The 26,765-nt window shown below is 72.3% G+C and carries 19 protein-coding genes; 11 read left to right on the top strand and 8 right to left on the bottom strand.

Translation table 11 applies throughout. The features are described 5' to 3' along the window. Nucleotides 1–155: 155 nt before the first annotated feature. Entirely contained in the window at nucleotides 156–2,765 is a 2,610-nt protein-coding gene (locus ACIB24_RS07190; protein ID WP_398278754.1) for an MGH1-like glycoside hydrolase domain-containing protein, read from the bottom strand. 366 nt (nucleotides 2,766–3,131) lie between these two features. On the opposite strand from ACIB24_RS07190, the gene ACIB24_RS07185 reads away from it, so the two are divergent. The 6 genes from ACIB24_RS07185 to ACIB24_RS07160 are packed head-to-tail and all read left to right on the top strand — an operon-like array spanning nucleotide 3,132 to nucleotide 9,360. Beyond that, complete coding sequence (locus tag ACIB24_RS07185; protein WP_398277355.1) at nucleotides 3,132–4,157, top strand: ABC transporter substrate-binding protein; 1,026 nt, start codon at nucleotides 3,132–3,134, stop codon at nucleotides 4,155–4,157. Between the two features lie 35 nt (nucleotides 4,158–4,192). After that, nucleotides 4,193–5,179 (top strand): 5-formyltetrahydrofolate cyclo-ligase, encoded by a 987-nt coding sequence (locus ACIB24_RS07180; RefSeq protein ID WP_398277352.1) that lies wholly within the window; start codon nucleotides 4,193–4,195, stop codon nucleotides 5,177–5,179. A gap of 1 nt (nucleotide 5,180) precedes the next feature. After that, nucleotides 5,181–5,957 carry a 5-formyltetrahydrofolate cyclo-ligase gene (locus ACIB24_RS07175; protein ID WP_398277349.1) on the top strand — a complete coding sequence of 259 codons (777 nt, stop codon included), beginning with the start codon at nucleotides 5,181–5,183 and terminating at the stop codon, nucleotides 5,955–5,957. Further along, a complete protein-coding gene (locus ACIB24_RS07170; protein WP_398277347.1) occupies nucleotides 5,954–6,757 on the top strand; it encodes an ABC transporter ATP-binding protein in 804 nt (267 codons plus the stop codon). Before ACIB24_RS07175 ends, ACIB24_RS07170 begins: the two co-directional genes overlap by 4 nt. Continuing rightward, nucleotides 6,754–8,328, top strand: a complete 1,575-nt coding sequence (locus ACIB24_RS07165) for an ABC transporter permease (RefSeq protein WP_398277344.1) — start codon at nucleotides 6,754–6,756, stop codon at nucleotides 8,326–8,328. The genes ACIB24_RS07170 and ACIB24_RS07165 overlap by 4 nt, the downstream gene beginning before the upstream one ends. A 9-nt stretch (nucleotides 8,329–8,337) precedes the next feature. Then, nucleotides 8,338–9,360, top strand: a complete 1,023-nt coding sequence (locus ACIB24_RS07160; RefSeq protein WP_398277341.1) for an aldo/keto reductase — start codon at nucleotides 8,338–8,340, stop codon at nucleotides 9,358–9,360. 234 nt (nucleotides 9,361–9,594) lie between these two features. Here the strand turns inward: ACIB24_RS07160 and ACIB24_RS07155 are convergent, their stop codons facing one another. Genes ACIB24_RS07155 through ACIB24_RS07145 form a run of 3 tightly spaced genes read right to left on the bottom strand, consistent with a single transcriptional unit; the run spans nucleotide 9,595 to nucleotide 14,894 of the window. After that, entirely contained in the window at nucleotides 9,595–10,509 is a 915-nt protein-coding gene (locus tag ACIB24_RS07155; protein WP_398277338.1) for an SWIM zinc finger family protein, read from the bottom strand. Beyond that, the gene (locus ACIB24_RS07150) at nucleotides 10,506–13,694 is read right to left on the bottom strand and encodes an SNF2-related protein (protein ID WP_398277335.1); all 3,189 of its coding nucleotides are present in this window, start codon (nucleotides 13,692–13,694) and stop codon (nucleotides 10,506–10,508) included. The genes ACIB24_RS07155 and ACIB24_RS07150 overlap by 4 nt, the downstream gene beginning before the upstream one ends. A 9-nt stretch (nucleotides 13,695–13,703) precedes the next feature. Then, the gene (locus tag ACIB24_RS07145; protein ID WP_398277332.1) at nucleotides 13,704–14,894 is read right to left on the bottom strand and encodes an MFS transporter; all 1,191 of its coding nucleotides are present in this window, start codon (nucleotides 14,892–14,894) and stop codon (nucleotides 13,704–13,706) included. A gap of 179 nt (nucleotides 14,895–15,073) precedes the next feature. Here ACIB24_RS07145 and cobN point away from each other — a divergent pair, with 179 nt between their 5' ends. Continuing rightward, nucleotides 15,074–18,721, top strand: coding sequence for a cobaltochelatase subunit CobN (gene cobN, locus ACIB24_RS07140; protein ID WP_398277329.1), 3,648 nt, complete (start codon nucleotides 15,074–15,076; stop codon nucleotides 18,719–18,721). Here cobN and ACIB24_RS07135 read toward each other — a convergent pair. Further along, nucleotides 18,718–19,161 carry a MarR family winged helix-turn-helix transcriptional regulator gene (locus ACIB24_RS07135; RefSeq protein ID WP_398277327.1) on the bottom strand — a complete coding sequence of 148 codons (444 nt, stop codon included), beginning with the start codon at nucleotides 19,159–19,161 and terminating at the stop codon, nucleotides 18,718–18,720. The genes cobN and ACIB24_RS07135 overlap by 4 nt on opposite strands. Next, nucleotides 19,161–19,586 carry an SRPBCC family protein gene (locus tag ACIB24_RS07130; RefSeq protein WP_398277324.1) on the bottom strand — a complete coding sequence of 142 codons (426 nt, stop codon included), beginning with the start codon at nucleotides 19,584–19,586 and terminating at the stop codon, nucleotides 19,161–19,163. Before ACIB24_RS07130 ends, ACIB24_RS07135 begins: the two co-directional genes overlap by 1 nt. Nucleotides 19,587–19,662: 76 nt before the next feature. Here ACIB24_RS07130 and ACIB24_RS07125 point away from each other — a divergent pair, with 76 nt between their 5' ends. From ACIB24_RS07125 to ACIB24_RS07115, 3 genes are all read left to right on the top strand, one after another. After that, nucleotides 19,663–20,289: a TIGR03086 family metal-binding protein gene (locus tag ACIB24_RS07125; protein ID WP_398277321.1), complete on the top strand. Its 627-nt coding sequence runs from the start codon at nucleotides 19,663–19,665 to the stop codon at nucleotides 20,287–20,289. Nucleotides 20,290–20,368: 79 nt separating this feature from the next. Further along, on the top strand, nucleotides 20,369–21,826 hold the full coding sequence (locus ACIB24_RS07120; protein ID WP_398277318.1) for an amino acid permease: 1,458 nt from the start codon (nucleotides 20,369–20,371) through the stop codon (nucleotides 21,824–21,826). Nucleotides 21,827–21,838: 12 nt separating this feature from the next. Continuing rightward, on the top strand, nucleotides 21,839–22,741 hold the full coding sequence (locus ACIB24_RS07115; RefSeq protein WP_398277315.1) for a universal stress protein: 903 nt from the start codon (nucleotides 21,839–21,841) through the stop codon (nucleotides 22,739–22,741). Here the strand turns inward: ACIB24_RS07115 and ACIB24_RS07110 are convergent, their stop codons facing one another. After that, nucleotides 22,742–24,763 carry an ArnT family glycosyltransferase gene (locus tag ACIB24_RS07110; protein ID WP_398277312.1) on the bottom strand — a complete coding sequence of 674 codons (2,022 nt, stop codon included), beginning with the start codon at nucleotides 24,761–24,763 and terminating at the stop codon, nucleotides 22,742–22,744. Nucleotides 24,764–24,942: 179 nt separating this feature from the next. Between ACIB24_RS07110 and ACIB24_RS07105 the strand changes: the two genes are divergently transcribed. Then, nucleotides 24,943–25,407 (top strand): hypothetical protein, encoded by a 465-nt coding sequence (locus tag ACIB24_RS07105; protein ID WP_398277309.1) that lies wholly within the window; start codon nucleotides 24,943–24,945, stop codon nucleotides 25,405–25,407. A gap of 62 nt (nucleotides 25,408–25,469) precedes the next feature. Here the strand turns inward: ACIB24_RS07105 and cobA are convergent, their stop codons facing one another. Further along, a complete protein-coding gene (gene cobA, locus ACIB24_RS07100; RefSeq protein WP_398277306.1) occupies nucleotides 25,470–26,732 on the bottom strand; it encodes a uroporphyrinogen-III C-methyltransferase in 1,263 nt (420 codons plus the stop codon). Nucleotides 26,733–26,765: the final 33 nt, after the last annotated feature.

Here is a 26,765-nt window from a genome sequence, read left to right as displayed (position 1 = left end):
GCGATTCCGGCATGGCAACTTACCCACAGGTGTTACCGAAAAGTCCTACCGGGCAGTGTTACTCGGCGGGACGTAGTGCGACGCGGCGGCGCATCCGTCCATCCGCATCAACGATCGTTGATGTGCCTCGTAGCGAGACCGACCGCTACGGCGGGTCAGGTCAGACCACGCGGGTCGGGGGGCAGGCGCGGGTTGAGCAGGTGCGCGACGAGCGCCGTCCAGCCGGTCTGGTGGGTGGCACCCAGGCCCTCACCGGTGTCGCCGTCGAAGAACTCGCTGAACGTCGGGTGCTCGGCCCACAACGGGTTGTCGGACGCCTCGATCCGGTCACCGTCCGCGGGTCGGCGGCCGTTGACGGGGCGGAACAACGCGGTCAGCCCGTTGTCGATGACGTCGGCCGCCTGCTGCAGCGTGCACACGTTGCCCGAGCCGGTGGGGATCTCGATGGTGAACGAGTCGCCGAAGTGCCGCCCGTAGGCGCGCAACTTGTCGGCCAGCAGCACGTTGACCGGGAACCACACGGGGCCGCGCCAGTTCGAGTTGCCGCCGAACAGCCCGGTGCGGGATTCACCCGGTTCGTACTCGATCGAGGAGTCCCGCCCGCCGACCTGCGCGGTGATCCGGTCCTTCACCGCGGCCGACAGCGACCGGATGCCGTAGGGCGACAGGAACTGGTCGGGGTCGAACATCCGCTCCAGGATGCGCCGCAGCTTCGTCTGGTCGAGCAGCGACAGCAACATCCGCCGCTCACCCTTGCCCTTGTTGAACAGGAGCGGCCCGACGGTCTCGGGGCGCCGCCGCTGCAGCCAGCGCAGCCGGGCCGTCACGTCGGGGCACTCGTCGGAGATCCACGAGGGCACCTCGGTCGCCCCGAGAATCGGCAACAACCCCACCATGGACGGCACCCGCATCGGCTCCGCGGAACCGTCCGGCCCGACGAGGACGTCGTAGAAGAAGCCGTCCTCCTCGTGCCACAACGACTTGCCCTGCGTGCCGAAGGTGTTCATCGACCGGGCGATGGCGAGGAAGTGTTCGAGGAACTTGGTGGCGGTGTCGTCCCAGGCCGAGTCGTGCCGGCTCAGCTCCAGGGCGATCTTGAACATCTGCTGGGTGTAGAAGGCCATCCACGACGTGGCGTCGGACTGCTCCAGCCGGTACCCGGGCGGCAAGGGCGCCGACCGGTCGAACAGGCCGATGTTGTCCATCCCGAGGAAGCCGCCCTCGAACAGGTTCGAGTCGAAGGCGTCCTTGCGGTTGACCCACCACGAGAAGTTGAGCAGCAGCTTGCTGAACACCCGGATCAGGAACCCCTGATCGCGGTACCCATCGATCCGGTACACGTGCCAGGCGGCCCAGGCGTGCACCGGCGGGTTCACGTCGCCGAACGCCCACTCGTAAGCGGGCAGCTGGCCGTTGGGATGCATCGCCCACTCGCGACACATCAGCACGAGCTGTTCCTTGGCGAAGTCGGGGTCGACGTGGGCCAGCGGAATGGCGTGAAAAGCCAGGTCCCACGCGGCGAACCACGGGTACTCCCACTCGTCGGGCATCGAGATGACGTCCGCGAGCGCGACGTGCCGCCAGCCCACGTTGCGCCCGCCCGGCCCCGAACGCGAGTCCGGTGACGGCGCCACGGCCGGGTCGCCGTCCAGCCACTGCTCCACGTCGTAGCGGTACAGCTGCTTGCCCCACAGCAGCCCGGCGTAGGCGCGGCGCGCGACGTGCCGGTCGGCGTCGGGCAGGTCGGTGTGCACGACCTGGTCGTAGAACTCGTCCGCCTCCGACCGCCGGTCGCGCAGGACGGCGTCGAAACCGGGCCCGAACGTGCTCTCCGACGGCGGGTTCGGCGACAGCCGCAGCCGCACGGTCACCGACTCGCCGGGCGCGACCTCGTCGAACGAGTACCAGACGGCGACCTTCGTCCCCTCGTCGAACGGGTTGATCCCCGACTCGTCGCCGTGCACGATGCGCCGGTTCACACCGTCTTTCGGGTAGGCGCTGTTGTTCCGGTCGGCGCCGAACAGCGCGACCGCGTTGGTTTCGTTGTCGCAGAACAGCAGCACCGGCGCGCCCTCCGCGGCCAGGTAGTAACGACCCAGGTAGCCGTGTTCGACCTCGACCGCTTCGACGCCGCCGATGGCCAGCGTGGGCGGTAGCAGCTGGTTCATCGAACCGCGCCGCGCGTCCCGGCCCCAGGCCCACGTGTTGCGGAACCACATCTGCGGCAACAGGTCCAGGGGCGCCGGATCGGGCCCGTGGTTGGTCGCCGTGACCGTCATGCAGATGTCGTCGGGGGCGGCCTTGGCGTAGGTGACCATCACGTCGAAGAAGCGGTCGTCGTCCAGGATGCCCGTGTCGGCCAGCTCGTACTCGCGCTGGTCCCGCCCGCGCCGGGCGTTCTCGGCCCGCAGCTGCTCGTACGGGTAGGCGGTCTGCGGGTACCGGTACAGCCACTGCATCCAGCTGTGCGACGGCGTCCCGTCGACGGCCCACCAGTACTCCTTGACGTCCTCGCCGTGGTTGCCCTCGCCGTTGGTCAGCCCGAACAGGCGCTCCTTGAGCAGGTAGTCCTGCCGGTTCCACATCGCGACGGCCAGGTTGAGGAAGCCGTACAGGTCGCAGATGCCGCCCAGCCCGTCCTCGCCCCACCGGTAGGCCCGGGCGTGCGCGTGGTCGAACGGGAACGCCGACCAGGCGTCGCCGTCGGCGGTGTAGTCCTCCCGCACGGTCCCCCACTGGCGACCGGCCAGGTAAGGGCCCCACATCCGCCAGGGCCCGGTCGAGCCGGGCGACTCCGCGAGCCGCGCGTGCTCCGCGGTCTGCGGGTGGGACGACGCCCCGCCCGGAGGCGGGAAGGCTTCGGCTCGGGTCGACGGCTGGGTCTCGTCCGGCTCGGGCGGGATGCTCACCACCTGATAGTGCCGAACGTGTGCCGCTCCGTGGTTACGGGGGCGGGTCGATTCGGACAGGACGGCGGCACGGTGACGGATCGACCGGTTCGCCATGCGGCTGAAGCATCCAACGAGCATTCAAACGTCTAGACGTTTACACCTTGGAAACGGACAGGGCAGGCAGCACGACACAGGCGGTTCCTAGCGTTCCCGTATCCGCCGACCTCCCTGGAGCCCCCCGTGAAGCTGACCCGAACCGCTCGAGCCGCGGGACGACGTCCCGCCCGCTCCCGCGCCCTGCTCACCACCGCGGCGGTCACCGCCGCGGCCCTGCTGCTCGCCGCCTGCGGCGGCGGCTCGTCCGGCTCGTCGTCCAGCACAGGCCCGACGAAGCTGACCTTCCAGGCCTCCTGGGTCAACGACGCCGAGTTCACCGGCTACTTCGTCGGCCTCGACAAGGGCTACTACACGAAGGCCGGGCTCGACGTGGACTACGTCAAGGGCGGCCCGAACGTCATCCCCGAGAGCACGCTGATCTCCAACAAGGCCGACATCGCCCTGACCAGCCCCGACACGACGATCAACGCGATCGTCGACCAGGACGCGCCGCTGGTCATCGTCGGCACCCAGTACCAGCGCAACCCGCTGGGCGTGGTGAGCCTGACGAGTTCCGGCATCAAGAGCCCCGCCGACCTGGTCGGCAGGACCGTGGCCGTGCCCGACGTGAACAAGCTGGCCTTCGAGGCCATGTTGAAGATCAACAAGGTCGACCCGAAGGCCGTGAAGGTCGTGCCCTACGCCTACGACCCGACGCCGTTGATCAAGGGCGAGGTCGACGCCACCGTCGACTTCACCACCAACGTGCCGTTCACCATCGAGCAGGCCGGCCAGAAGGCGTCGTCCTTCCTGATGTACGACTACGGGTACAAGATCCCCAACGACACGGTCGTCGTCACCAAGGACTTCCTGGCCGAGCACCGCGCCGAGGTCAAGGCCTTCCTGCAGGCCAGCCAGGAGGGCTGGACGGAGAACCTGAAGGACCCGACCGTCTACCCGCCCACCTTCATGTCCTCCTACTTCAAGGGCAACGGCCGCACCGAGGCCAACGAGGTGTACTTCAACAAGGCCCAGAAGCCGCTGATCGAGTCGGACGCGGGGATCTTCTCGATGACCCCGCAGACGGTGCAGGAGACCATCGACACCCTCGGCCTGGTCGGCATCAAGGCCACCCCGGCGATGTTCGACACCACGCTGCTGTCCGACTGAGAAACCCTGTCTCGTAGGAAGAGAGGCCCTCGCGGATGACTCCGTCGACCTCCGGTCACACCCCGGCGTACGTCCAGGTGCGCGACGCGCTGCGCGCCCTGGCCCTGGCCCAGCCGCTGAACTCGCCCGATCCGCTGCCCCCCGAGGGCGAGCTGATGCGCAGGTTCGGCGTCAGCCGGGGCACGGTGCGCCGGGCGACCGAGGACGTCGTCCGCGAGGGCCTGCTCTCCAGCGAACCCGGGCGCGGCACGTTCGTGGTCAAGCAGGCGCAGGTACGGCTGCTGATGCGCGACGTGCTCACCCGGATCGGCCTGCCGGACAGCCGGTTCCACCTCGACTTCAGCGCCTTCGTCCCCGATTTCACCGGGTCCGCCCGGTGTCACGCACTGCTCACCGCCCGGCCTGAGTACGCCGCCGCCCGGCTGCTGTTCGTCGCCCCCGACAACAGCCTCCAGCGATTCACGCTGGCCTGCCTGGGGGCCGGGAAGCGGGTACTGGTGCCGACCTACGGGATGCGCCGCGGGCTGGTGCTGCTCGACCCGGCGACCATCGCCCCCGAGCACCATGAGTTCGCCTCCACCCTCGACGGGATGGAGCGGTACGGAACGGTTCTCGACCTCGAGGCGCTCTCGGCCCTGGAGCGCGTCGACCTGATGGTCACCGGCGGGATCGCCTTCACCACGTCCGGGGTGCACGTCGGCACCGGGCGGGCCTACCTCGACCTGGAGTGGGGCATCCTCGCCGAACTCGGGCTCGTCACGGACAGCACGTCGATCGTCGGCGTCGTGCACGCCGACCAGGTACTCGAGGCCGAGGTCGTGCCGGACCGGCTCGACGTGGTCGCCGACCTGATCGTCACCCCCGAGGGCGTGCGGCCGACGCCCGGCCAGAACCGGCGCCCCGCGGGCATCGCGTGGGACGCGCTGGACATGGCCCGGCTCGCCGACATCGCGTACCTGGCCGAGCTGCGCACCCGCGCCCCGGCCGAGATCGTCCTTCCGCTGCGAGGAAAGCGAGCCTGACATGACCGAGCTGAGCGACCTGACCGAACCGACCCTCGACGTGGTGCAGCACCACCGGGAACGGATCTGGGCCGCGTTGCGCCGCGTCGGCCGCCCGGACTCCCGCTTCCACTGGGACTTCTCGTCGTTCATCGCCGACTTCGAGGGCAACGACGTGGCCACCGCCCGCGTCCTCGACCTGCCCGCCTGGCGGGAGGCGTCCGAGGTGTTCATCACCCCGGACAACTCCACCGAACTGCTGCGCCGCGAGGCGCTGGGGGCCGGGAAGCGGCTGCTGGTCACCACCTACGGCATCCGCCGCGGGTTCCTGCGGGTCGAACCCGGCACCGTGCCCGAGGCCGAGATCAGCTACGCGGCCACCCTCGACGGGCTCGACCGCTACGCCACCCCGGTCACGCTGGCCGAACTGACCGGCGGCCCGCCGCTGCGGCTGCTCGTCACCGGCGGCTCGGCGGTCAGCGCCAACGGCATCCGGTTCGGCAAGGGGCACGGCTACTTCGACCTCGAATGGGCCATGCTGTCCGAGATCGGCCTCACCGGAACGGATTCCGAGGTGGTCGACATCGTGCACGACGAGCAGTTCGTCGACGACGTGCTGGTCGGCGAGGCGCACGACGTCCCGGTCGACTGGGTGGTCACCCCGACCCGGACCATCCGGGTCGCCGGGGTCGACCGCGCCCCCGGGCGCGTGTTCTGGGACCTGATCCCCGGCACCGAGCACGAGCACCTGCCGCCGATCCTGGAGCTGCAGGCCCGCCGGGAGGGGGTGGCGTCGTGACCGCCGTCGCCGAGACCCCGGAGGTCGCGCAGCGGGGCCGGATCCTCGTGGAGGGAGTCAGCCGGCGCTACGGCGGGTCGGGCGGGGTGCTCGCCCTGGACGACGTCAGCCTCGACCTCGCACCCGGCTCGTTCACGGCGCTGATCGGCGCCTCGGGCTGCGGGAAGTCCACCCTGCTGCGGCTGATCGCCGACCTCGACGCCCCGACCGCGGGGGTGATCACCGTGGACGGTCAGCCGTCGCGCGCGCTGCGCCGGGCCGGCCGGATCGGCGTCGCCTTCCAGGACGCGTCGCTGCTGCCCTGGCGCTCGGTGCGCCGCAACATCGCGCTCACCCTGCAGGCCGCGGGCCGCCGGGTGGACTGGGAGCGGATCGACGAGCTGATCGCCCTGGTCGGCCTGACCGGCTTCGAGAAGGCGCGGCCGGCGCAGCTGTCCGGGGGCATGCGGCAGCGGGTCGCGATCGCCCGATCGCTGGCGCTGGACCCCGACCTGCTACTGCTCGACGAACCGTTCGGAGCGCTCGACGAGCTACTGCGCACGTCGATGAACCTCGAGCTGCAGCGCCTGTGGCTGCAGCGGCGCAGCACCTGTGTGATGGTCACCCACTCCATCCCCGAGGCGGTGTTCCTGGCCGACCGGGTGGTCGTGATGGGCGCCCGCCCCGGCCGGGTCATCGACGTGGTCGACGTGCCGTTCGAGCGGCCCCGCCCCGCCGAGCTGATGCGCACCGAGGCGTTCCACCGCCTCGTCGACCAGGTGTCGTTGACCCTGGCCGACGCGATTCAGGCCGCGCGATGACCTCGGGCACGCTCGCCAAGGCGGGCCGCAACGGGCTGACCGCGCTGGTCGTCCTCGGGGTCTGGGAGGTGGTCGGACGGCTGGCGCTGATCGGCGACGGCGCCCTGCCCGCCCCGACCGCGATCGTGGCGGCGTTCTGGCGCAGCCGCAGCGACTACCCGCAACACGTGCTGGCCACCGTCGAGGCCGCCGGGGCCGGATTCGTGCTGGGCAACCTCGTCGCCGTCGCGCTCGCCGTCCTCTACGTCCTGGTGCCCGGGGTGGAACGGGCCGGGCGCTCGCTGATGGTCGCGCTGTTCTGCCTGCCGGTCGTCGTGGTCGCGCCGATCCTGGCCATCGCACTGCCCGGCGACTGGCCGAAGATCACCCTGGCCGCGCTGTCGGTGTTCTTCCCGACGCTGGTCAGCACCGTGCAGGGTCTGCGGCACGCCCCCGGCGATGCGCTGGGGGTGGTCACCTCGGCTGGTGGCGGGTTCCTCCGGCAGCTGTGGCTGGTGCGGGTGCGGGCCGCCGTCCCCGACCTGCTGTCCGGTCTCCAGGTCGCCGCCCCGGCCGCCATGCTGGGTGCGCTGCTCGGCGAGTTCATGGGTAGCAACGCCGGGCTGGGCGTCTACCTGCTGGGCTCGCTCGGGCGGGCCGACCCGCCGACCCTGTGGGCGATCGGGCTGGTCGCGACCGCGATCTCGGCCACCGCCTACGGGCTGTTCGGGCTGCTGCGACGGGCCCTGTCGACCGGCCAGGCCGAGGCGCTGCAGGTGTTCGCCACCGAGGTCCGCGCCCGCCCGCAGAACGCCGGCCAGGCCGCGTTGAGCGGTCTGCGCGTACTGGCGTGGACGGCGGTGTCCCTGGCCGTCGTGGTGGGCGCCTGGTACGCCTTCATCCGCGCCACCGGCCTGCCGTCGATGCTGATGAACTCTCCCGCCGACGTCTGGCGCTCCCTCGTCACCGGGCCGCACGCAGCCGACGTCCGGGCCGACCTGCTGCCCACCCTACGCGCCAGCCTGCTCGACGCCGCGCTCGGGTCGCTGGCCGGCATCGGGACGGCGTTCGTTCTGGCCGTCGGTCTCAGCCTCCTGCCTGCCGCCGGCCGCGCCGTGATGCCGTTCGCATTCCTCAGCCAGACCATGCCGATCGTCGCGCTGACGCCGCTGATCGCGCTGGTCTTCGGCCGGGGCACGCTGACCATCACCGTCGTCACGGTCAGCGTGACCTTCTTCCCCGCCCTGGTGACCGTGCTCGGCGGCCTGGAGCGGGCCCCGACCGGACCGCTGGCCGTCCTCGACTCCGTGGCCGCCGGCCCGTTCACCACGCTGCGGCTGGTGACCGTGCCCAACGCGCTGCCGCACCTGCTCACCGCGGTGCGGCTGGCCGCGCCCCGGGCGCTGACCGGCGTCCTGCTCGCCGAGCAGTTCGTCACCGGCACCGGCCTCGGGGGGCTGCTCGGTCACGCCCGCGGCTTCCTCGACTACCGGATGATGTGGGTGATCGCCGCGACGGTCGCGCTGGTCTCCGTCGTGGTCTACATGCTGGCCGAGGCCCTGGAATGGCAGGTCCTCCGCCGCCGGACGTAGCGTTCCGGTATGACGGAGCACGCGCTGGGACAGACCCCCTTCCCCCAACGGCAGCTCGGGACCGGCGGCCCGCTGGTCGGCGCGGTCGGGCTGGGCTGCATGGGGATGAGCCAGTCGTACGGGTCGCCCGACGACACGGAGTCGCTGGCCGCCCTGAACCGGGCCATCGACCTCGGGGTCACGCTGATCGACACGGCCGACGTGTACGGCGCCGGTGCCAACGAACGGCTGATCGGCCCCGTCGTGTCGCGGCGGCGGGAGGAGATCGTGCTGGCCACCAAGTGCGGTTTCGTCGCCGACACCGACCCGGGCAGCGCGCCCGGCGGCGTGGACGGCCGGCCCGAGCACGTGCGCGAAGCGATCCGGGCGTCACTGCGGCGGCTGGGCGTCGAGCACGTCGACCTGTACTACCTGCACCGCGTCGACCCGGACGTGCCGGTCGAGGAGACCATCGGGGCCTTCGGCGAACTCGTCCGGGAGGGCCTGATCGGTCACGTCGGCATCTCCGAGGCCTCCCCCGAGAACCTGCGTCGAGCACACGCCACCTACCCGATCAGCGCCCTGCAGAGCGAGTGGTCGCTGTTCACACGCGGCCTCGAGGTCGACGTCGTGCCGGTCTGCCGCGAGCTGGGCATCACGGTCGTGCCGTTCAGCCCGCTCGGGCGGGGCCTGCTGACCGGCACGGTGACCAGCGTCGCCGACCTGCCCGAGAACGACATGCGCAAGAGCATGCCGCGCTTCGCCGACGGCAACCTGGACGCGAACCTGGCGCTGGTCGCCGAGGTGCAGTCCATCGCCGGCGAGCACGACGCGACCGCCGGCCAGGTCGCCCTGGCCTGGCTGCTGGCCCAGGGCGCCGACGTCGTCCCGATCCCGGGCACCAAGCGGGTGAAATACGTCGAGGAGAACGCGGCCGCGGCCACGCTCGCCCTGACCGACAGCGACCTGGCCCGGCTCGACACCCTACGACCGGCGGGCGCCCGGTACCCGGAAGGATCGTTCGCGGCGAAGCTGGCGCACCAGCCCACCTGACTCAGTCCTGGACGAGGGTGAGAGCGGCCAGGTGTTGCCAGCTTTGCGGTGAAGGCCGATTGGCTATCGAGCCCGAACGCCAATGGGCGTTCACCGCAAAGCAGTGCAACGCTCGTACCCGGTGTCCTCGCCCTCGGGCGGTCACGTCAAGCGTCGTGGAGGGCCAGGCGCCGTAGAGGGTCAGGGTGCGGGCTGCGACGTCGGGCTACAGCGGTGGTGGCTGCACATCCTGGACTACGAGTCGGCCAGGCCCTCATAGAGCGGGGCCAGCTGGGCGAGCAGGCGGCTTCCACCGAGCGCCGACCCCGGCGTCGGCAGCGAGCGCAACAACAGGTCGGGCGGCAGGGCCGGGTGCTTCGGCACGGGCAGCGGCTCACCTGCCGTCCAGAACCGCATCGGGTCGGACGACGCCCCGCGCCCCGGTACGTCACTCACCGACGAACCCGTCACCCCGACGGGGACCAACCCGACCAGCGCGGCGGCCGCACCGACGGGCGCGACGGGCGGGACGTCGTCCGCCCGGGGGTCGGGTTCCTCCTCGCCCCGCAGCCGGCGGACCCGGGCCAGCAGTTCGCCGCGGGACCGCCCGCGGAGCAGGAGGATCTGGAACGGGTCGTCGTCGAACCGCTCGGCCAGCAGGTAGAACACGGCGGCCAGGTGCTTGCACGGGATGGCGCCGTCGGGGCACGAGCAGGACAGCGACAGGTCCGACAGCCGGGCCGGGAAGAACGGCGCCCCGGCCTTCGCGAACACCGGTTCCAGCTCGGGCGGGAACTGCCCGGCCAGCAACCGGGCCGCGTGGATGGCCTGCTCGGCGATCGCCACCTCCGCCTTGGCCCACAGCAGTTCGGTGAACACGGGCAGCCCGATGCGCACCTGGTAGGGCCGCACGCGCGAGCCCTGCACCTCGGCGCGCACCTCACCGGGTGCGACATCGAGCGAGATCACCTGGCCCTTGCGGGCGTAGGCCCGGCCGCGGGTCAGGCGCCCGCCCAGCGAGAACGACTCGAGCACGTCGATGAACCGGCGCGACCACCACTCCTCGCCGATGAACCCCCGCGTCGACCGGGCCACCAGTCCTCCCTCGACCGGGATGGGCGGCCCGAAGTCGGCGAACCGGTCGGCCTTCTCCGGCTCCTCGTCGTTCATCCCACCACCGCCCGGTCGAGCGTGACCAGGTCGCGCAGCTGGTCGGTGGACAGTTCGGTCAGCCACTGCTCGCCGGTGCCGACCACGGTCTCGGCCAGTGCGCGCTTGTCCCGGATCATCGCGGCGATCTTCTCCTCCAGCGTGCCCGCACAGACGAACGTGCGGACCTGCACGGTGCGGGACTGCCCGATCCGGAAGGCCCGGTCGGTGGCCTGGTCCTCCACGGCCGGGTTCCACCACCGGTCGACATGGATCACGTGGTTGGCCTCGGTCAGGGTGAGCCCGGTGCCACCGGCCTTCAGGGACAGCACGAAAAGAGGCGGGCCGGAACCCTTCTGCTGGAAGCGCTGCACCAGCTCGTCCCGCCCGCGCCGGTCGACCCCGCCGTGCAGGAACGCGACCTCCCGGCCGAACCGGGCCGCCAGGTGGGTCTGCAGCGTGGCGCCGAAACTGGCGAACTGGGTGAACAGCAGCGCCTTCTCACCGGCCTCGAGGATCTCCTCGACGATCGCCTCCAACCGCGCGATCTTGCCCGACCGGCCCGGCACCCTCGACCCGTCGTGCAGCAGCAGCGCCGGGTGGTTGCAGACCTGCTTCAGCTTGGTCATGGCGGCGAGGACCAGCCCGCGGCGCTCGATCCCGTCCTTGCGGTCGATGCGCTCGAGCATCTCGTCGACCACACCCTGGTAGAGCGCGGCCTGCTCCCCCGTGAGCGGGCACGGGATCTCCATCTCCAGCTTCGGCGGCAGGTCGTCGATGATCGAGCTGTCGGTCTTCAGCCGGCGCAGCACGAACGGCTGGGTGAGCGCCTTGAGCCGGGCCGCCGCCTCCGCGTCGCCGACCCGCTCGATCGGCAGCGCGAACCGCTTCTTGAACGCCGCTGCGTCACCGAGCAGCCGCGGGTTGGCGAACTCCATCAGCGACCAGAGGTCGGCCAGCCGGTTCTCGACCGGGGTGCCGGTGACCGCGAACCGGCTGCGCGCGGTGAGGGTGCGCGCGGCGACGCTGGCCTGCGTGGCCGCGTTCTTCACGGCCTGCGCCTCGTCGAGCACCACCCGGCGCCACTCGCGGCCGCGCAGCAGGGCCGCGTCGCGGGCCAGCAGTGAGTAGGTCGTGACCACGAGATCGGCCTCGGCGCAAGCCTTCTCGAAGTCGTCGCCGGACAACCGGCCGGCCCCGTGGTGCACGTGTACGCGCAGCTGCGGCGCGAACCTCGCCGCCTCCCGCTCCCAGGTGCCGAGCAGCGACATCGGGCAGACCAGCAACGTGGGTCCGCCTCCTTCGCCCGCACCGAGGTCCGACGCGAACAGCGCCAGCAGCTGCACCGTCTTGCCCAGCCCCATGTCGTCGGCCAGTACCCCACCGAGCCCGACGGACTCCAGGAACGACAGCCACGCCAGCCCGCGCTCCTGGTAGGGCCGCAGCGTCCCGGTGAACGCGTCGGGCGCGGCCACGGGTTCGATCGAGCGCCCACCGTCGGGCGACAGCAGGTGCGCCAGCCAGCCCTCGGCGTCGACGCCGGTGACGGTCAGCCCGCCGGGCGCCTCGTCACCCGCACCGATGACCCGCAGGACGTCGCCGACCGTCATCCGGGCCTTGGCCTGACGGCGCAGGAAATCCCTTGCGGCGCGGAGCTTCTCGGGGTCGACCTGCATCCACTGACCGCGCAGCCGGACGAGCGGGCGGTTGGCCTCGAGCAGGTCGTCGATCTCGGCGCCGGTCAGCACGTGGTCGCCCAGGCTGAGCTGCCAGTCGAAGTCGACCAGGTGTTCCTGGCCGAACCGCGGCGTCCCGTCGACGCGGCCCGGCTGGGTCGACGTCCCGGCCCGCAACCGCGCCCCGACCCGGGCCCGCGCCGACCCCCACCAGCCCGGCAGCTGGACCCCGAACCCGGCCCCCAGCAGCAGAGGTGCCGCCTCGGCGAGGAACTCGTGCGCCTCCACCGTGTCGAGCAGCAGCTCCACCGGGCGCGGCCCCGACAGCGCCGCCGACAGCCCGGGGTACAACCGCACGGCGCGACCCAGCTCGGCCAGGAACACCTCCTGCGGCCAGGGGGCCCCCTCGGCGGTCAGGGCGGCCGGCAGGTCGACGCCGTCCCACACTGCGCGGGCCGGGATGAACCGGCTCGGCTCGTCGGCCAGTTGCAGGCCCAGGTCGACCCGCCAGAACTGCGACTCCTCAGCGCTGCGCCACTCGGCCTCGTCGGCGCGGCGCAGCACCGACTCCTCGTCGTCGTCGCGCGGTTCGACGAGCCGGAACACCGCACGGACGATGGCGTTCCCGAGCGCATCGGACTGCCAGCGGTCGAGCGCCCGCACCAGGGCGGCCAGCTGATCGGGCGAGGCCCGGAACCGCGCGTCCGGCCGGCGCAACGCCGCGCGCCACCCGGCCAGCCCGGACAGCGTCACGTTCCGCGGGCGCTCGTCCTCCAACCGCAGCCGGACCAGTTCGTCGGTCAGCGCGTCGACCGCTGCCGCTGCGGATGCGAGGTGCTCACCCGGCTGGAGCCCGGCCCCGTAGGACGGCGGAAGGGCGGCCACCGCCGAGCGCAGCCAGTCGGCGTCGGGTCCCGACACGACCGGCCGCCACCGGGCGCTCGGCAGGCCGCCGGTCTCGCCCGGCGGGGGCGGCAGGGCGACCGGCAGCACCCGCCCGCGCCGGGCCAGGTCACCCGCGAACCCGGCCAGCAGGGCCAGGGACCGCAGCTCCGCCCCCCACAGCGCGCTCATGCTGCCGAAATGCACACCTTCGAGCCCGTCCGGAGCCTCGTCAGGGTGCATTTCGGCAGCACGGGCGAGGAAGAGCAGCGCCTCGGCGGGCGGGACCTGCAGCGTCGGGACCGACCAGCGGACGTCGTCGCGCCGCCGCGGTTGCTCGCCCTCGGCGGCGGCCGCCCCCAGCCCGACGCCCAGGTCGCTCAGCTGCGGTGACGCCAGCGGGGTGTGCGTGAACCCCGGCAGGTCGAGCACGGCCTCACCCGCCGGCACCGTCCGGTCCAGACCGAGTGCGCCCCGCAGCTCGTCGGCCTCGAGCGCGAACGGGTGCGACTGCACCCGCGCCCGCTGGGACCGGCGGCGCGGCACCGGGGCCGGGCCCGTGGCGTCCTCCGCCCAGAGCACCAGGTGACCGGGGTCGGCGGCGTGCGCGGGCAGCGCCCACCAGCCGTGCACCACGCAACCCGTCACGTTTCGACCCTAGGCGACGGGACCGACAGGGCCGACGGCCGCGGAGGGGCTCGGACGCAGACCGAGCGGGAGCAGCGCCAGCGCCAGCACCGCCAGACCGAGGGCGACCGGGGCGACGGCCTCGATCCCGACGCCGCCGACCAGGGCCCCACCCAGCGCGGAGCCCCCGGCGATCCCGATGTTGAACGCGGTGCTGGTGCCCGCCCCGGCGAGGTCCGTCGCCCCCGGGGCGACGTGCAGGCTGGCCGTCCCGACGGAGCTCGACAGCGCCGTCATCACCGTGCCGAACAGCAGCAGGGCCACGACCACGGCGACCGTCACACCGCCGGCCGCCGTGAGCAGGGCCAGCGTGACGCAGAGCAGGGCCACGGGCAGCAGGACGGCACCGTACGGGTAGCGGTCGAGCAGCGGTCCGAGCACCGCGGCCGTCACGGCCCCGGACAGCCCGCCGAGCAGCAGGAACGCGCCCAGCGCGCCCGCCGCGACACCGGTCACGTCGAGCAGGAACGGGGTCACGTAGGTGAAGAAGGTGAAGGCGGCCATCGCCGCCAACGACGTCACGAGCACGATCACGACGTAGCGGCGCCGGTCGGGGACGGCCCCGCGGGAGGCGCTCGTGGCATCGGGCGCCTCGCTCGGCATCAGCCCGAGCACCGCCGAGCCGATCAGCAGCCCCACCCCGGCGAGCACGAGGAACGGGATGCGCCAGCCGACCTGCTGCCCCAGCCAGGTGCCGACCGGGACGCCGAGCAGCGGGGCCATCGTGGTGCCCAGCTGCAGGCGGGCGACGACCCGGCCCCGCACCACCGGCGCGAACAGGCCGGCCGCCGCGGGGATGACCACCGACCAGAACAGGGCCTGGGCCAGCGCGGTCACCAGGCGGGCGGCGAACAGCAGTTCGTACGACGGCGCCGCCGCCGTGAGCACCGATGCCGCGGTGAACACGGCGAGCGTGCCCGCCAGCACGGTGCGCCGCGGCAGGTGCGAGGTCAGCCGGGTCAGCGGGATCGACGCCAGGATCACCACGACCGCGTACCCGGAGACCAGGAAGCCGACCTCCGAGCGCGATCGCCCCAGGTCGGCGGCCATCACGGTGAGCAGGCCGACGGGCAGGAGCTCGGTCGTGACGAACGCGAAGGTGGCCAGCGCCAGGGCCACGGCCGCGGCGACGGCCCGGGGTTGCGGGGTGGCCTCCAACACGGGGACGACGCTAACCCGGCCCACGGACATCCACTTCCCGGCGGCCATGATCACCGGAAACCCGTCGTTCCTCTGGCGCAGACCGGACGGAACGACGGGTTTTCCGTGATCTTGGAGGCGTGGTCTCCACCACCGGTCGGGTCGGCCGGGCCCGCCGTCGCGCATGACAGCATGGCCGGGTGCCCGACCTCGACACCGTCCCCACCGTCCTGCTCGTCTCGACGTCCGACACCGACCTGCTCTCCGCGCAGGCCTCGGGCGCCCCGTACCGGCTCGCGAACCCGAACCGGGTCGAGGACCTCGACGCGCTGCTGGACGGCGTGAGCCTGGCCGTGGTGCGCCTGCTCGGCGGCCGCCGGGCGTGGGAGTCGGGGCTGGACGCCGTGCTGGCGTCCGGGGTGCCGACCGTCGTCCTGTCGGGCGAGGCGCTGCCGGACGCCGACCTGATGCAGCTGTCGAGCGTGCCCGTCGGGGTGGCCACGCAGGCGCACGGGTACCTGGTCGAGGGCGGCGCCGAGAACCTGACCCAGCTGCACGCCTTCCTCTGCGACACCCTGCTGCTGACCGGGTTCGGCTTCGAACCGCCCGCGGTCACCCCGGCGTGGGGTGTGCTGGCCCGGGAGGCGGCCCCGGCCGCACCCGGTGCGCCGACGATCGCCGTCCTCTACTACCGGGCCCACCAGGTCGCCGGGAACACCGCGTTCGTCGAGGCGCTGTGCACCGCGATCGAGACGGAGGGCGGCACGCCGCTGCCGATCTTCTGCGCCAGCCTGCGGGGTGCGGACGACGAGCTGCTGGGCCTGCTCGGCACGGCCGACGCGCTGCTGGTCACCGTGCTCGCCGCGGGGGGCAACCGGCCGGCCAACGCCACGGCGGGCGGCGACGAGTCGAGCTGGGACATCGGGGCCCTGGCCGCGCTGGACGTCCCGATCCTGCAGGCGATCTCGACGCTCTCGTCGCGCGAGACGTGGCTGGGGTCCACCGACGGCCTGACCCCGTTGGACGCGGCGAACCAGGTGGCGATCCCGGAGTTCGACGGGCGCATCATCACGGTCCCGTTCTCGTTCAAGGAGCTGGGCACCGACGGGCTCACCCGGTACGTCGCCGACCCCGAGAGGGCCCGGCGGGCGGCGGGTATCGCCATCGCGCACGCCCGGCTGCGGCACCTGCCGAACGCCGACAAGCGGGTGGCGCTGGTGCTGACCGCCTACCCCACGAAGCACGCCAGGATCGGCAACGCGGTGGGGCTGGACACCCCGGCCTCGGCGTTGCGGCTGCTGCGGGCCCTGCACGGCGCCGGCTACGACGTCGGGCCCCTGGAGGGCCCCGACGCGCTGCCGGGTCTGGAGGCCATGGACGGCGACGCCCTGGTGCACGGGCTGATCGACGCCGGCGGCCTGGACCTCGACTGGCTGACGCAGGAGCAGCTGTCGGCCAACACGATCCGGGTGCCGGCCGCCGCCTACCGGTCGTGGTTCGCCGGCCTCCCGCAGGAGTTCCGGGACGACGTCACGACGGCCTGGGGGGACGCACCGGGCACGCTGTTCCTCGACACCGAGCCCGGGCCCGAACGCTCCGGGGACCCCGACGGCGACCTCGTGCTGGCCGCGATCGCCCGGGGCAACCTGGTGCTGCTGCTGCAGCCCCCGCGCGGGTTCGGCGACAACCCGGTGGCGATCTACCACGACCCGGACATGCCGCCCTCGCACCACTACCTGGCCGCCTACCACTGGCTGAACCGGCCCGTCGCGGACGGCGGTTTCGGCGCCGACGCGGTCGTCCACCTGGGCAAGCACGGCACCCTGGAGTGGACGCCGGGCAAGAACATGGCGATGTCGGCGACGTGCACGCCCGACGTGGCGCTGGGCAACCTGCCCCTGATCTACCCGTTCCTGGTGAACGACCCGGGCGAGGGCACGCAGGCCAAGCGCCGGGCCCACGCGACACTCGTCGACCACCTCGTGCCGCCCATGGCGCGCGCCGACAGCTACGGCGACATCGCCCGGCTGGAACAGCTTCTCGACGAGTACGCGGCCGTCCAGGCCCTCGACCCGTCGAAGGCGCCCGCGGTGCAGAGCCAGATCTGGACGCTGATGCGGGCCGCCCAGCTGGACCACGACCTGGGGCTGGCGGAGCGCCCGCACGAGGCCGAGTTCGACGACATGATCCTGCACCTGGACGGGTGGCTCTGCCAGGTCAAGGACGCTCAGATCCGCGACGGGCTGCACATTCTCGGCGACCCGCCGGCCGGGCCGACGAAGGTCAACCTGGTGAACTCGATGCTGCGGGCACGCCAGCTGTGGGGCGGCGCGCAGTCGCTGCCGGGCCTGCGCGAGGCGCTGGGGTTGGCGGCCGACGCGGAGGGCACCGCCGAGGTGGACGCCGCGGAGGACCTGGGCCGCTCACTGGTCCAGGCGCTGGCCGACGCCGCGTGGAACCCCGACGCCGTGGACGGTCTGGTCACCGATTTGCCGGCCGAGGCCGACGCGAACGCGGTCTGGCGCGTGCTGACCTTCGCGGCGACCGAGGTCGCGCCCCGGCTGGACGCGACGACCGACGAGCTGACCGCCGTCCTGCACGCCCTGGAGGGCGGGTTCGTGGCGCCCGGGCCGTCCGGGTCGCCGCTGCGCGGGTTGGTCAACGTGCTGCCGACCGGGCGCAACTTCTACTCGGTCGACCCGCGGGCCGTGCCGAGCCGGTTGGCCTGGGAGACGGGTCGCGCGATGGCCGACTCGTTGCTCGAGCGGTACCGCTCGGACGAGGGCGAATGGCCCCGCTCGGTCGGGCTTTCGGTGTGGGGCACCAGCGCGATGCGGACCAGCGGGGACGACGTGGCCGAGGTGCTCGCGCTGCTCGGCGTGCGCCCGGTGTGGGACGACGCGTCGCGGCGCATCACGTCGCTGGAGCCGATCCCCCGGGCGGAGCTCGGCCGCCCGCGGGTGGACGTCACCGTGCGCATCTCCGGCTTCTTCCGGGACGCCTTCCCGCACGTCGTCACCATGCTCGACGACGCCGTACAGCTGGCCGCCGCGCAGGACGAGCCGGACAACTACGTACGCGAGCACGTGCAGGCCGACCTCGCCGCCCACGGTGACGAGAGGCGGGCCACCACAAGGATCTTCGGCTCCAAGCCCGGCGCGTACGGTGCGGGGCTCCTGCCGCTGATCGACACCAAGACCTGGCGGGACGACGCCGACCTGGCCGAGGTGTACGCCGTGTGGGGCGGGTACGCCTACGGGCGTGGGCTCGACGGACGTGAGGCGCGTTCCGACATGGAGGCCAGCTACAAGCGGATCAACGTCGCCGCGAAGAACTACGACTCCGCCGAGCACGACATCGCCGACTCCGACGACTACTTCCAGTACCACGGCGGCATGGTCACGATGGTCCGTGCGCTCACGGGCCGCGCGCCCAAGGCGTACATCGGCGACTCGACCCAGCCCACCGCCGTCCGCACCCGCAGCCTGCACGAGGAGGTCTCGCGGGTCTTCCGGTCCCGCGTGGTCAACCCGCGCTGGCTGGCCGCGATGCAGCGGCACGGGTACAAGGGCGCCTTCGAGATGGCCGCCACGGTCGACTACCTGTTCGGTTACGACGCCACGACCGGGGTGGTGGCGGACTGGATGTACGGCAAGCTCGCCGAGACCTACGTGCTCGACGAGGCGATGAAGAAGTTCCTCAGCGAGTCGAACCCGTGGGCGCTGCACGGCATGACCGAGCGGTTGCTCGAGGCGGCCGAGCGCGGCCTGTGGGCCGAACCCGATCCGGAACAGCTGGCCGCACTGAAGCAGGTGTTCCTCGAGACCGAAGGCGACCTGGAGGACTAGGCCAGGTCTCGCAGCCGGCGGAGGAGACCGGCGAGGTCGCCGGCGAGCGGGCCGAAGAACTCGACGTCGCAGGCCTCCACGGCCACCACGGCCCGGTTGGCGAGCTCCGCCCCGGCGGACGTGACCCGGAGGGCCCGGGCCCGCGCGTCGGCGGGGTCGGGGTGCCGGACGACGAGCCCCCGCTGCTCGAGCACCCGCAGCACCTGTGAGGTCATCATCGGGTCGGTCGCGGCATGGTCGGCCAGGCGCCGCTGGCTGACCGGCCCGTCGAGCGCGGGTTCCAGGTAGGTCAACGAGGCGAGCAGCACGAACTGCACGTGCGTCAGGCCGAACGGCTTGAGCGCGGCGCGCTGAGCGGCCTGCCACCGGTTCGTGACCTGCCAGAGCAGGAGGCCCGGGCTCTCCTCCGCCGAGGAGTGGCGGGTGTCCAGCCCCGCCATCAGGCCGCGGGCACCTGCGCGGCCGCCTCGGCCAACGCCGCGAGGTCGCGGTCGGCCGTGGTGCGGATGCCCTTGCCGAGGATCAGGTTCCAGACCCGCGCGAGAGGGCCCGTCAGGGTGACCGTGACGGTCACGACGGTGCCCTGCGGCTCGACCGCGACCTGGTGGTCGAACGTCAGCCGGGCGCCGAGCAGCGTCGAGACGTCGACGAACTCCCGCCCGGCGACCAGCTTCTGCACGACGAACGGCACCACGGGGCCACCCTTCGGCTTCAGCTTCCCGGTGGCCCCTTCGACGAACGGGCCGTCGAGGCGGACCCACTCGGTGTCGGCGTTCCACTCGGGCCAGGTGGCCATGTCGGCCCACTTCGCGAAGAAGGCGGACGGCGGGGCGGACGAGACGATCTGCGCGGTGACCAGCTTCATGACCGATATACTAAGCGCGCTTACTACTTGTCCGTCAAGCTTGCGGGCCGAGGGCTCCGCACTAGCGTGACGGGGCATGACGACGGAGCCGGAGACCCAGGAAGCCACCCCCGACGCGGCCGAGCTGATCCAGCCCGTGCTCGCCGACCTGTCGAACCTGGTCGCGAGCGTGCCACCGGAGGCCTACGACCAGCCCACCCCGTGCCCGGGCATGTCGGTCGGCGACGTGCGCAACCACATCGTCGGCTGGCTCACCTACTTCGCCCAGGCCCTCGCCGACCCGTCCGGCGAGCAGCCGCGGGTCGACCCGAAGGAGACCCGGGCGCCCGAGGACCCGACCGAGGCGGCCGCGAAGGTGCGGGAGGCGGCCGACTCCATCCGTACGTCGGTCGCGGCCGGGCACGCGGACGGCCCCGTGAAACTGTCGTCCGAGCTGCCCGGTTCGGCCGTGCTGGGAATGATGGTGTGGGAGTACCAGATGCACGGCTGGGACCTCGCGCGGGGCGCGAACCGGCCGTGGAACCCGCCGGCGGCCGCGAGCGAGGCCTCCCTCGCCTTCGCCCCGAACATGCTGAGCGACGAGTATCGCGGCGAGGGAAAGGATTTCGGGCCGGTCGTGGAGGTGCCTGAGGACGCGCCGGCGCTCGACCGGTTGCTCGGCTTCTCGGGGCGCGACCCCGACTGGGCGCCGCAGGTCGTCTGAGCGCGGCCCGATGATGTCGGCGGGCGCTTCGAATCCCACCGACTTACGATCGTCCGAAATGTGACGATCGGAGGTTCCCGTGAGCACTGCATCCACCGGCGGGTCAACCAACGGAACGGGCGACGTCCGCTCCCGCATCTTCGCCGTCCGGGACGTCGCCGACCTCGTCGCCTCGACCGAACACGAGGGCGAGGGGCTGAAGAAGTCCGTCGGGGCCGGCCAGCTCACGGCCTTCGGCGTCGGCGCCATCATCGGCACGGGCATCTTCGTCGTGATCGGCGAGGGCGCGCTGACCGCCGGCCCCGCGGTCGTCATCTCGTTCGTGCTGGCCGCCGTCGCCTGCGTCTTCTCGGCGTTGTCCTACGCCGAACTCGCCTCGTCCATACCGGTGTCGGGCAGTGCGTACACCTACAGCTACGCGACCCTGGGCGAACTGGTCGCCTGGATCATCGGTTGGGACCTCATCCTCGAGTACGGAGTCAGCGTGGCTGCGGTCGCGGTCGGTTGGGGCGGCAACGTCAACGAATTCCTCCAGTCCGCCTTCGGATGGCAGCTTCCCGACGCGATCTCCATGTCCCCCTCCGACGGTGGCGTCTTCAACCTGCCCGCCGTCTTCATCGTCGCGGTGATCACGTTCCTGCTCGTACGCGGCACCCGGGAGAGCGCCCGCGCCAACCTGATCATGGTCGGCATCAAGCTGCTGATCCTCGTCTTCTTCATCGTGATCGCCTTCCTGAACTTCAACCCGTCGCACTTCGACGACTTCAGCCCGAAGGGCGTCGACGGCATCACCACGGCCGCCTCCGTCATCTTCTTCGCGTTCATCGGGTTCGACGCGGTCTCGACCGGTAGCGAGGAGGCGAACAACCCCAAGCGCGACCTGCCGCTGGCGATCATCGGCTCACTGGTGATCTGCACCATCTTCTACGTGCTGGTCGCGGCCGGCGCCATCGGCATCGCCAGCCCGCAGACGCTGGGCGGCAGCGACGCGCCGCTGGCCGCCGCCCTGCGCGACGGCGCCGGGATCTCCTGGGCCGCGGGCATTCTCGCCTTCGGCGCCCTGGTGGCCATCACCAGCGTGGTGCTCGTCATCATGTACGGCCAGACCCGCATCTTCTTCGCCATGTGCCGCGACGGGCTGCTGCCCCGCGGGCTGGCGACCGTGCACCCGCGCTATGGCACTCCGGCCCGACTGACCATCGGCATGGGTGTTCTGATCGCGATTCTCGCCGCGCTCGTCCCGCTCGGGGAGATCGTGAAACTGGTCAACATCGGCACCCTGTTCGCCTTCATCCTCGTCAACATCGGCGTCATCGTCCTGCGCCGGACGCGGCCCGACATGCCGCGCCCCTACCGGGTCCCGCTGTCGCCGGTGTTCCCAGGCCTCGGCATCCTGTTCGCGTTGTACCTGATGAAGGACCTGCCGTTCGACACCTGGGTGCGGTTCGTCGTCTGGCTCGTGGTGGGTCTGGCGATCTACGTCTTCTACGGCTACTCCCATTCACGGCTGCGCACCGAGCCGTCCGCCCGCGGCTGAGGAGGGATGGCGATGTCGAGCGAACTCTCGGGCCCCGTGGTCGTCGGCTACCACGCCGACGCCTCCGGCCACGACGCGCTCGCGCTCGGCCGGCTCCTGGCCGCGACCCTGCAGGTGCCGCTCGTGGTGGCCAAGATCTATGCCGCCCCGGCCGAACTCGGCATCGGCCGGGTCGACGCCGAGTGGGTCTCCGACCGCCGGGCCGAGTCGCAGCGCACGCTGGACGACGCCCGTGCGCGGCTGGGGTCGCAGTCCCCTGAGCACGGGGTCGAGTTCCGGCTCGTCCCGGCGCCGTCGGCCGCCCGCGGCCTGTCCGAGCTGGCCCGCGAGCTGGACGCTTCGGTGATCGTGGTCGGCTCCGCCGAGACCGAGGGGTACGCGGGTGGCCGGGTGCTGGCCGGCAGTACCGCCAGCCGCCTGCTGTCGGGCGCCGAGACCCCGGTGGCCGTCGCGCCGCGGGGTTACGCCGGGCAGCCCCCCGCACCCGTCCTGCGGGTCGCCGTCGCCTACCAGGACACCGAGGAGGGCCGGCTGGCCGCCGAGGTCGCCGCCGACCTGACCCGACGCGCCCGCGGCGAGCTCACTCTGCTGACGGCCCTCGCCGAGGAGAACAGCACTGTGCCCTGGCTGGTCGGCGTGGACGCCCAGAACGCCTTCGCCGCGACGGCCAGGGAGAGTTTCACCGCGGCGCTCGAGGCCGCCGCGCAACGCCTGGCCCCCGAGCTCGGCACCACTCCCGCGACCCGCCTCTTGGTCGGCGACGTCGTCGACCGGCTCGCGGAGGCCGAGGCCGACCTGATGGTGGTCGGGTCACGAGGTTACGGGCCGGTGCGGCTGGTGCTGCTCGGCGGACTGTCCTCCCGACTCGTCCGCCGAGCCACCATGCCGCTGCTGGTCACGCCCCGACCGGAGTGATCAGCTCAGGGCCTGCGTGAGGTCGTAGACCGTCTGTCCACCGATCGTGACGGCGGTGTAGTTGGCCTCGACCCAGGCGGTGATCTCGGAACCCGAGCCCTGACCGCCCATCCCACCTCCGCCGCCCATCCCGCCGGAGGCGACGAAGTACGTGATCCGGCCGTCGGCCACGTACTGCTCGAACTGGGCCAGCGTCGGGGCGTCGTCGGTACCGCTGAACCCGCCGATCGCCATCACCGCGGTGCCGCTGTCGAGTTCCAGCGAGGCCGCACTGTTCGAGCCGACGGTCGCCGCCGACCACGTGGTGCTCGTCGCCTGCAGCGCCTCCGAGACCGAGCTGTAGGTGCTCGAGCTGCTGGACGACGTCCCGTCCGAACTCGTGCTGCTCGAGCCTCCCGACCCGCCGCGGGTCCCGCCACCGCCGAAACCGCCGCCCATGCCGCCGGTCTGGGCACTGCTCGGACCGACCGACGGGATCGAACCGGAGTGCGGCTGTCCGGCCGTCGCGACCGCGTAGGAGGCTGTGCCGACACCTCCGACCAGAACGCCCGCCAGCAGCAGCGCGGCGAGCGCCCGTCGTCCGAACCCGAGCACCGGGCCGGCCAGCAGGCCGAGACCGATCGACAGTCCGGCCATCAGCACCGCGTACCGCAGCGCGGGGTACCAGTCGGGGTTGCGGTTCAGCAACACGTAGCTCCAGGTCGCCGTCGCGATCACCATCGCGGAAAGCCCGGCCCGGGCGGCGAACTGGGCCCGGTGGTCCCACATCAGCTTGCCGCCGATGGCCACCAGCGCGGCGACGGCGGGAGCCAGGGCGACCGTGTAGTACGGGTGGATCGTGCCCTCCATGTAACTGAAGGTCGCCGCGGTGACGAGAAGCCAGCCGCCCCAGATGATCAGCGCGGCCCGCGTCCGGTCGGTGCGCGGGCGCCGGGCCGTCGCGGCCAGCCCGAGGACGAGCGCGATCAGCGCCGCCGGCAGCAGCCAGGAGATCTCGTTGCCCATCTCGGAGGAGAACAACCGGTTCAACCCCGTGGCCCCGCCGAAGCTCGAACCGGCTGCGCCACCGCCCATCCCGCCGCCCCCACCGTTGCCGTCCCCGCCGAAGATCCGGCCCAGACCGTTGTAGCCCAGCGCCAGGCCCAGCGCCGAGTTGTCCCCGGAACCACCGATGTAGGGCCGCGACGACGCCGGCCACACCTGCACGATCGCAACCCACCAGCCGGCCCCGACCACCATCGACACGAGCGCGACGACCAGCTGCCCCAACCGCCTCCACAGACCGGCCGGCGCGCAGATCAGGTAGGCGAGCGCGAAAGCCGGCACCACCAGCCAGCCCTGGAGCATCTTGGCGAGGAACGCGAACCCGAGTGCCAGCCCCGCCAGCGCGATCCACCGGGTCGACGCCGTCTCCAGGGCCCGGGTCAGGCAGTACGCGGCCGCGACCATGAGCAGCACGAGCAGGGCGTCGGGGTTGTCGAACCGGAACATCAGTACCGCGGCCGGGGTCAGCGCGAGCATCGCCCCCGCGGCCAGCCCGGCCGCGCTCCCGAACCAGCGGCGCACGGTCGCGAACAGCAACCACACCGCCAGCACACCCTCGATCGCCTGCGGCACCAGCAGGCTCCAGGAGTTGAACCCGAAGATCCGCCCCGACAGGCCCATCACCCACAGCGAGGCCGGTGGCTTGTCCACGGTGATGAAGTTCGAGCTGTCGATGGCCCCGAAGAACCACGCCTTCCAGCTCTGCGAGCCCGCCTGGGCGGCCGCGGCATAGAAGGAGTTGGCGTAGCCGGACGCGGACAGGTCCCAGATGTAGAACAGCGCCGTCGCAGCCAGCAGCAGCACGAGGCCGGGCCGCACCCAGCGCGGGTCGGCGCCCAGCGCAGGCCCCGGCGGGTCGGTGCGGTGACCGCGGCGCGTGGGTCCCGCGCCTCCGCCCGAGGCGTGGTCGAGCTCGAAGGTCTCCGCATGCGGTGACCGTTGCCTGATCAGGGGTCCGGAGTCGGCCGTGGTCGTCATGCCAGGACTGTCGAACGCCGAGGTGGCCGGGGCCTGTGGCTTCCCTGGACACGTCCTGTGAGCGGTCGCGCCCGCCCGCGTTTCTGGAGAAGTTTCGCGAACGGGGCAACCTGTCCCGCCCGTCCCGAGGTCTACAGGGTCAGCTCAAGGGGGGCTGATCGACGATCAAGGAGAACGAAATGAACCGGTTCAAGAAGGTTTTCGTGACGGCGGCCGTCGTCGCGTCCACGCTGGTGGCCGTGCCGGCCAGCGCCGATGCCGCCACCGGCAAGCTGATCTCGCTGAACTGCCGGATCAACCGGACCGCGACCGCGGCGCTGCACCTGAACAACTTCACCGACACCCGCGGCGGCTACCCGCTGAAGGAACGAGCGCACACCAGCGGGGTGGACTGGACGGCGGGCGGCACCGGGGGCGGCTACAAGGCGACCAGCGTCGAGGTCGGTCTGATCAACCCGGCGACGGGCGCGGTCGACCCGTGGCTGCGCTGGGCCCCGCGGGGCGGCGTCCCGGTGACGTTCCGGAACTACCAGGTGGCCGACAAGGTGCGCGACTCCGGCCTGCTGGACACGCCCAAGTGGAACAAGGCCCAGCTGATCGTCCACACCAAGTCCGGGGCGTGCATCGCCACCACCAACCTCTGACCACCGCGCGAGGGATGACGGAGGCGCGGGGCTGCCGGGATCTCCGGCAGCCCCGTCGGTGGTCAGCGGGGCGCGACGACCCCGCCCACCACGATGATCGCCGGGGCGCGCACCCCCGACTCGACGGCGACCTTCTCGATGGTGGCCAGGGTGCCGCGGGTGACCTGCTCCCCGGGCATCGACCCGTCCTGCACCACGGCGACCGGGGTGCCGGGCTCGCGCCCGCCGTCCACCAGGGCCTGCGCGATGGCGCCGAGGTTCTGCACCCCCATCAGCACGACGACCGTCCCGCGCAGCCGGCCGAGCGCAGCCCAGTCGACCAGCGACTCCGCGTGCCCGGGCGGCAAGTGCCCCGACACGATCACCGCCTCGTGCGCCACCCCGCGGTGCGTCAGCGGGATGCCCGCCAGCCCCGGCACGGCGATCGAACTGCTCAACCCCGGGACGACGGTCACCGGCACCCCCGCCGCCACGCAGGCGTCGAGCTCCTCGGACCCCCGCCCGAACACATAGGGGTCGCCGCCCTTCAGCCGGACGACGAACTTCCCCTCGAGCGCCTTCTCCACCAGGCAGGCGTTGATCGCCTCCTGAGCCATGAACCGGCCCCGCGGCAGCTTGGTGGCGTCGACGATCTCGACGTCGGGGTCGAGCTCGTCGAGCAGGGCCAACGGCGCCAGCCGGTCCGTGACGACGACGTCGGCCTGGGCCAGCAGCCGCCGACCGCGCACCGTGATCAGCTCCGGGTCGCCCGGGCCGCCGCCGACCAGCGCGACCCCCGGCAGCGACCCGAGCTCGCGTCCCGCCGTCCGGGCCTCCCGAGCCGAGGGGCGGTCGGCCGCACCGGACCGCAACCACTCGAGGACGGCGTCCCGCACCGCCGCGGCCCGCAGCGGGTCGTGCCCGCCCGCGGGTCCCGCTCCCCCGGGCGCCAGGCGCCCGCTGGTCACGGCCAGGCGCAGGCCGCTCCACCCGCCGGTGGCGGGGGTCGCGGCGGTGCCGGCCACCGCGTCGTCCGCGCGCACGCAGAAGATCCGGGCCGCGCTCGCCTCCTCGACCACCTGCGCGTTCACGGCGGCGTCGTCGGTCAGGGCCATCGCGTACCAGGCGCCGCTCAGGTCGCCGGGGGCGAAGGGGCGGGCCGTCCAGACGATCTCGTCGGCCCCCGCCATTCCCTCGATAGCGGCGGTGACCTGCGGCGACACCAGCTCGACCCGGGCCCCCGCCTCCAGCAGCACCGGCAGGCGGCGCTGGGCGACGCGCCCGCCGCCGACCACGACGACGCGGCGTCCGCGCAGGTCCAGACCGGCCAGGTAGGGGGTGTCCACGTCGGCGATTCTCCCAGGTGCGTGCGGAGCCGC

The sequence above is a fragment of the Spongisporangium articulatum genome (assembly GCF_044465595.1).
Lineage (GTDB): Bacteria > Actinomycetota > Actinomycetes > Actinomycetales > Kineosporiaceae > Spongisporangium > Spongisporangium articulatum.
Note: the sequence above shows the minus strand (reverse complement) of the source record. Positions and strands in the feature narration are given on the sequence as shown.

Coding starts and splice junctions, on each gene's coding strand:
- ACIB24_RS07190 (WP_398278754.1), bottom strand. CDS start 2,765: ATGTGGGGCCCTTACCTGGCCGGTCGCCAGTGGGGGACCGTGCGGGAG.
- ACIB24_RS07180 (WP_398277352.1), top strand. CDS start 4,193: ATGACTCCGTCGACCTCCGGTCACACCCCGGCGTACGTCCAGGTGCGC.
- ACIB24_RS07175 (WP_398277349.1), top strand. CDS start 5,181: ATGACCGAGCTGAGCGACCTGACCGAACCGACCCTCGACGTGGTGCAG.
- ACIB24_RS07165 (WP_398277344.1), top strand. CDS start 6,754: ATGACCTCGGGCACGCTCGCCAAGGCGGGCCGCAACGGGCTGACCGCG.
- ACIB24_RS07160 (WP_398277341.1), top strand. CDS start 8,338: ATGACGGAGCACGCGCTGGGACAGACCCCCTTCCCCCAACGGCAGCTC.
- ACIB24_RS07155 (WP_398277338.1), bottom strand. CDS start 10,509: ATGAACGACGAGGAGCCGGAGAAGGCCGACCGGTTCGCCGACTTCGGG.
- ACIB24_RS07135 (WP_398277327.1), bottom strand. CDS start 19,161: ATGGCGGGGCTGGACACCCGCCACTCCTCGGCGGAGGAGAGCCCGGGC.
- ACIB24_RS07130 (WP_398277324.1), bottom strand. CDS start 19,586: ATGAAGCTGGTCACCGCGCAGATCGTCTCGTCCGCCCCGCCGTCCGCC.
- ACIB24_RS07125 (WP_398277321.1), top strand. CDS start 19,663: ATGACGACGGAGCCGGAGACCCAGGAAGCCACCCCCGACGCGGCCGAG.
- ACIB24_RS07115 (WP_398277315.1), top strand. CDS start 21,839: ATGTCGAGCGAACTCTCGGGCCCCGTGGTCGTCGGCTACCACGCCGAC.
- ACIB24_RS07110 (WP_398277312.1), bottom strand. CDS start 24,763: ATGACGACCACGGCCGACTCCGGACCCCTGATCAGGCAACGGTCACCG.
- ACIB24_RS07105 (WP_398277309.1), top strand. CDS start 24,943: ATGAACCGGTTCAAGAAGGTTTTCGTGACGGCGGCCGTCGTCGCGTCC.